Raw genomic sequence first — 6,297 nt, forward strand, 5'->3', positions numbered from 1 at the left:
ATCCCCGAAGGAGGATCCGTGACAAAACCGCTCCATTCCGAAATCCCGCTCAATCCCCATGTCGCCGGCCTGCCGCCATATAATGCCGGCATGAACATTGCCGCGGCGCGACAACAAAGCGGTCGCCAAGACATCGCGGCGCTTGCCAGCAACGAAAATCCGGATGGCTGTTCGCCGCGTGTTGCAGCAGCACTCGCGAACCTCGATCCCTCACGCTACTCCGACCCAGCCTGCACAACGCTGCGCGCAGCGCTCAGCCAGAAGCTCGGCATTTCCGCTGATCGCATCGTCGCCGGTAACGGCTCGGAGGAGATGATCGCCGCAGTCTGTCGCGCGGTGCTGCGTCCCGGCGCCGTCGTGGGCACGGTCTGTCCCGGCTTCGGGCTGCACGAGATCGAAGCTCTAGCCAATGGCGCCAAGGTTGAAAAAGTCGCGATGCGGCCGGACCTGGACTTCGACATACCGGCGATTGTCGCCATTCTCGAGCGCGCGCCGGCGATTTTCTTCCTTTCCTCCCCGTCCAATCCGGTGGGGCCGGCGCTCGACCGTGAGGGGCTGAAGCGCATTCTCGCGGCGGTCAGGCATGAAACGCTTCTCGTGCTCGACGAGGCGTATTTCGAGTTCACGGACGAACACACGCCCGACGGCCTTTCCGCGCTCCCGGCGACGGACTTGTCCTGGGTGGTGCTGCGGACCTTTTCCAAGGCCTATGGGCTTGCGGGCTTGCGCGTCGGCTATGCCGTGACATCCGATGTCCGGCTCGCACGGGCCGTGAGCGCCGCCAAGACGCCCTTCAACGTCAACGCCGCCGCGCAGGTCGCCGCCGTCGCCGCACTGGAAGACGAGGCATGGATGTCGTCTTCGGTCGCGATGCTGAAACGCGAGCGGGTGCGCGTCGCCGACGTTGTGGCCGCCATGGGGCTTAGATCAGCGAGGTCGCAGACGAACTTCCTGTTCATCGATGTCGGCCGAGACGGTTCCGCGACGATGGCGCACTTTCTGTCGAGCGGCATCATCGTCAAGCCGTGGAAGGAGGAAGGTTATGACACCTTCATCCGCGTAACGATCGGTACTCCTGCGGAGAACGACCGATTTCTCGACGCACTTCGCGCTCTCGCCAAGGGATAGGCGCGCGACCTCCCTCTCACACAAAACAAAGGGGCACTCCAAGCCCTTCGGGAACGAACAATGAGCGGAAACGCAAGCCTCTATAAGATGAACCGGGAGCCCAGTCGCATGTCCCCATCAACGCCTACCGGTCTTTTCGCCGGCGATTTCTCGGCCCTGCGCGCCCGGTTTCTCGCCGCCGCGCGCACCGCTGGCGCCAGCCTGGTTGAATACCTGCACCCGTTGCACGGCCCGAAGGGAGAGCGGCTTGCGACCGACGTTGCCTATCTTGGGCGCAGCGATGCCGAAAAGCTGATGGTGCTGATCTCCGGCACCCATGGCGTCGAGGGTCCCTTCGGCTCGGCCTGCCAGACCGCATGGCTTTCGCAGAATTCGCCCTGGCAGCTCCCCGATGACACCGCCGTCCTGGCAATCCACCTCATCAACCCCTGGGGCACCGCCTGGTCGCGTCGGGTGAACGAAGACAACGTCGATCTCAACCGCAATTTCATCGACTGGCCGAAGGGCGCGCCGAAAAACGAACGCTATGCCGCCCTGCACGGAGCGCTCGTCTGTCGTGCCTGGGACGGGCCGGAGCGCGATGCCGCGGCGCAAGCCTATGAAGCCGCGAAGCATCAGCTCGGCGGCTATGTTGGCATCGCCCCGATCGTGGAAGCCGGCCAGTATGATTTTCCAGACGGTCTGTTCTACGGCGGCGACGGTCCGGTCTGGTCCAACCGTACCCTCATCGAAATCCTGTCGACATTCGCTCAGCAGGCCGCCGAAGTCATCGTCTTCGACCTGCACACTGGCGCCGGCCCCTATGGCTATCCTGCGCTCCTCTCCGTCGCCGAGCGTGAACATGCCGGCCTCGAATGGGGGCGGCGCATCTTCGGCCCTGCCCTCTCGATCGTCGTCACCGGCCAGAATGCGACGACGGATACCGGCATCGCCGCGACGGCCACGGGCTATGTCTCCGCCGCGGTGTGCAATGCGCTGCCGAAGGCACGCGTCCTGCCTCTGGTTGTCGAATGCGGAACCCTCGACGGCGCCACGGTCTCCGATGCGGTTCAGGCGGACAACTGGCTTCATATGTTCGGCAAGATCGACACACAGCTCGGCAGCAAGATCAAAGAAACCCTGCGCGCCGCCTTCATTCCCGAGGACGCCGACTGGCAGCGCACTTGTCTTGCGGCTTCGCTGCGCCATTTCGACCGCGCTTTCGCAGACCTCAAGTCGGTCGGCGGCGCGGGCGCCGAAAAACCTGTTCCTGCGGCGCAGGCTGTCACCGTCGTCGCCCACCCGGAAGCCGGCGGTCCGAAACTGGATGAAAGGCCGGCGATCGAGGTGCACGACATCCACAAGCGCTTTGGCCCTCTTCCCGTGCTCAACGGCGTCAACATCTCTGCGCAGCCGGGAGAGGTCGTCTCGATGATCGGCTCTTCCGGTTCGGGAAAGAGCACCTTCCTGCGCTGCATCAATCTGCTCGAACAGCCGAACGACGGCCGCATCATCATCGACGGCGAAGAAATCCGCATGAAGAAAACGCCGGACGGCAGTGCTGCACCTTCCGACATGCGGCAGGTCGAGCGCATCCGCTCGCGCGTCGGCATGGTGTTCCAGAACTTCAACCTCTGGCCACATATGACGGTTCTCGAAAACATCATAGAAGCGCCGCTGCACGTCCTGAAGGAGGAGCGGCAGGCAGCCGTCGACCACGCACACGCTCTCCTGAAGAAGGTCGGCCTCTCCGACAAACACGCCCAATATCCCGGCCAGCTGTCCGGCGGGCAGCAACAGCGTGCAGCAATCGCCCGCACGCTCGCCATGCGGCCGAAGCTCATTCTCCTGGACGAGCCGACCTCCGCGCTCGATCCCGAGCTGGTCGGCGAGGTGTTGCGCGTGATCCGGCAGCTTGCCGAAGAAGGAAATACGATGATCCTCGTGACGCATGAAATGCAGTTCGCGCGCGAGGTCTCGCACAAGATCCTCTTCCTCCACCAGGGAAAGGTGGAGGAAGAGGGTGCCCCGGCGGAGGTCTTTACGAACCCACGTTCCGAACGCATGCGCCAGTTTCTGGCCCGTACGCTCTGACGCTCCGCCGTCATCAACCGTCCGGGGACATCTCCGGACAAGAGCCAACAAGAATGCTCAGCAAGGGGAACCAAAACATGAAGCTGAAAAGTCTATTGCTCGCCACGTTCTTCGCCACCGGCCTCACCGCGGCCCAGGCGGCCGAGGGCGAATTGTCGATCGGAACGGAGGGGGAATATCCGCCATGGAGCATGGCTGACTCCACCGGCAACGTCACGGGCTTCGACGCGGATGTCGGAAACCTGCTCTGTGCCAAACTGGAGATGAAGTGTCATTTCGTCGTGCAGGCCTTCGACGGCCTCATTCCAGCGCTGAAGGCCAAGCGTTTCGACATCATCATTTCCGGCATGTCGATTACCGCCGAGCGCAAGAAGCAGATCAATTTCTCGGTCGGCTATGCGGAACTCGCCAACATGTTCGTGGTCAAAAAGGATTCCGATCTTGCTGGCGTCAAGGACATCGAGACGCTGCTGACATCGCTCGACGGCCGCACGGTCGGCGTCCAGGCTGGCACGACCCATGCTCATTTCATGGAAAAGCGGGCCTCATCCGCCGTCCTGAAGACCTATGACACACTCGACCAGATGCAAATCGACCTCGCCAGCGGCCGCGTCGAGGCTGCGTTTGCAGATGCTTCCGCCCTTCAGGATTTCCTGGCGCGTCCCGACGGCAAGGACTTTCAGTTCGTCGACGTCAAGGTGTTGAGCACCTTCGACCCGACACTCGGCGAGGGCATTGGCGTCGGCATCGCGCATGAGAACACCGAACTGAAGGCCCATATCGACAAGGCGCTCTGCGAACTGGTCGCCGACGGCTCGATCGGCAAGGCCAGCCAGACCTGGTTCAAGACGGACATCTCTCGTCCCTGCCAGTAACGGCAACGGCATCTCCCGGAGAAAGAGAGAATGTCAGGCCGCTCCTTTCTCCGGGGCTTTATCCGACAGGACAATGCGAAGGTTAGGCGGGTTCGATGGAACTTGGATTTTGGCAGGTATGGGAAGGCGGCTGGGTTTCGGCGATCCTGCGCGGAGCGGCGATTACCATCGCCCTCGGCATGGCGAGCATGGCCTTTGGCATCGTTATCGGCGTTACCTGTGGCCTGATTAAATGGGCGCGGCTTTTCCCACTGACGTTGGCGGTGGACTTCTACACGTCGATCGTGCGCGGCGTGCCGGAGCTTCTGATCATCTATCTCCTCTTTTTCTCCTCGGTCGAGTTCGCGGCCCGGGTCGCCGCGGCGTTCGGCTACGAGGGGCTGGCTGGCAACTATTACGCCTTCACCATCGCGGTCGTCGCGATCGCTGCCATTTCAGGGGCCTATTCAACGGAGGTCGTGCGGGGTGCTCTGGCTGCCATTCCAGGCGGACATATCGAAGCGGCGCGGGCGCTTGGGATTCCAGGCAGGCGCATTTTTCGCCGCATTATTGCCCCTCAGATGCTGCGAATTGCCGTACCGGGTATGAACAATGTCTGGCAGACCACGATCAAGGATACCGCTCTTGTCTCCGTGGTCGGTTTGCAGGAATTGATGCGCGCCGCGTTTGTCGGCGCGGGTTCCACCCGCCATCCCTTCATCTTCTATTTCATCGCCGCTCTCGTCTACCTCGCGATCACCTTGGTCAGCCAGGGTGGTTTCGACTGGATCGAACGCCTTCTGCGCCCCCGTACGAGGAAATAGGTCATGGATTTCGAACTCGTTTTCCTCGCAGTTCCGACCCTCGCCAAGGGACTATGGCTCACCGCGATCCTGACGATCACCTCGGTCGCCATCGGCTTTAACCTCGGCCTGGCGCTTGCGGTCATGCGCCTGACGAAAAACAGGGCCATGAGCAGTTTTGCCAAAGGCTACAGCACCGTTTTTCGCGGCACGCCCCTGCTGGTACAGCTCTTCCTCTTCTACTACGGCCTCGGGCAGCTTGCCTTCGTTCGGGACAATCCCGTGCTCTGGTGGATCGTCGGTGACGGCGCCCGTTGCGCGGTCATGGCACTCGCTCTCAACACCGCTGCCTATACTTCGGAGATCCTGCGGGGCGGCCTCATGTCCATTCCGGGAGGGCTCGTCGAAGCTGCGCAGGCCTGCGGCATGTCGAGGCTCCTACGCTTTCGCCGGATCACGTTTCCCCTCGCCATCCGGCAAGCCTTGCCAGCCTATGGCAACGAGCTTGTCCTCGTCGTCAAGGGAACGAGCCTCGCCTCCACCATTACCGTTCTGGAGATCACCGGCCATGCAAAGCGGTTGATGAGCCAGACCTATGCAATCCTCGAAATATTCGCCATCGCCGGCGTGCTTTATCTCCTGATCAACCTGGTGCTGATCACGCTCGTGCGGCTCTTGGAAGCCCGTCTTACACGCTTTCTGCCCCGTTAAGACCGATCGCCTGAAGTGACTGAAAACCTTAAGAGAAAGAGAAATACGATGGACGTACGCGCCGCCGTTGCCGTTCAGGCAGGCAAGCCGCTCGAGGTCATGACGGTTCAGCTCGAAGGCCCAAAGGCCGGCGAAGTGCTGATCGAGGTCAAGGCCACCGGCATCTGCCACACGGACGACTTCACGCTGTCGGGCGCCGATCCGGAAGGCCTGTTCCCGGCCATCCTCGGCCATGAGGGCGCCGGCATCGTCGTCGACGTCGGCCCGGGCGTCACCTCGGTGAAGAAGGGCGATCACGTCATTCCGCTCTATACGCCCGAGTGCCGCTCCTGCCCGTCGTGCCTGTCGCGCAAGACCAACCTGTGCACCGCGATCCGCTCGACCCAGGGCCAGGGCCTGATGCCGGACGGCACCTCGCGCTTCTCGATCGGCAAGGACAAGATCCACCACTACATGGGCTGCTCCACCTTCGCCAACTACACGGTGCTGCCCGAGATCGCCGTTGCCAAGGTCAACCCGGACGCGCCCTTCGACAAGATCTGCTACATCGGCTGTGGCGTCACCACCGGCATCGGCGCGGTCATCAACACGGCCAAGGTGGAGATGGGCGCGACCGCGATCGTCTTCGGTCTCGGCGGCATCGGCCTCAACGTCATCCAGGGCCTGCGTCTTGCCGGCGCCGACATGATCATCGGCGTCGACCTCAACAACGACAAGAAGGCCTGGGG

The 6,297-nt window shown here is 62.4% G+C and carries 6 protein-coding genes; all 6 read left to right on the top strand.

Translation table 11 applies throughout. From position 1 onward, the window contains the following. Positions 1 to 18 precede the first annotated feature (18 nt). Positions 19 to 1,128 (top strand): histidinol-phosphate transaminase, encoded by a 1,110-nt coding sequence (gene hisC, locus ACTJKE_RS30655; RefSeq protein ID WP_063893430.1) that lies wholly within the window; start codon positions 19 to 21, stop codon positions 1,126 to 1,128. A gap of 108 nt (positions 1,129 to 1,236) precedes the next feature. Beyond that, positions 1,237 to 3,201, top strand: a complete 1,965-nt coding sequence (locus ACTJKE_RS30660) for a DUF2817 domain-containing protein (protein ID WP_156437095.1) — start codon at positions 1,237 to 1,239, stop codon at positions 3,199 to 3,201. Between the two features lie 77 nt (positions 3,202 to 3,278). Then, complete coding sequence (locus ACTJKE_RS30665; protein ID WP_058329499.1) at positions 3,279 to 4,076, top strand: transporter substrate-binding domain-containing protein; 798 nt, start codon at positions 3,279 to 3,281, stop codon at positions 4,074 to 4,076. A gap of 95 nt (positions 4,077 to 4,171) precedes the next feature. Beyond that, positions 4,172 to 4,879, top strand: coding sequence for an ABC transporter permease (locus ACTJKE_RS30670; RefSeq protein WP_058329500.1), 708 nt, complete (start codon positions 4,172 to 4,174; stop codon positions 4,877 to 4,879). Between the two features lie 3 nt (positions 4,880 to 4,882). Then, the gene (locus tag ACTJKE_RS30675; RefSeq protein ID WP_058329501.1) at positions 4,883 to 5,569 is read left to right on the top strand and encodes an ABC transporter permease; all 687 of its coding nucleotides are present in this window, start codon (positions 4,883 to 4,885) and stop codon (positions 5,567 to 5,569) included. A gap of 48 nt (positions 5,570 to 5,617) precedes the next feature. Then, positions 5,618 to 6,297 (top strand): alcohol dehydrogenase catalytic domain-containing protein (locus tag ACTJKE_RS30680; protein ID WP_440693408.1); only part of this gene is annotated, 680 nt, incomplete at its 3' end.

It is taken from the genome of Ensifer sp. 22521, from assembly GCF_052044795.1.
GTDB lineage: Bacteria > Pseudomonadota > Alphaproteobacteria > Rhizobiales > Rhizobiaceae > Ensifer.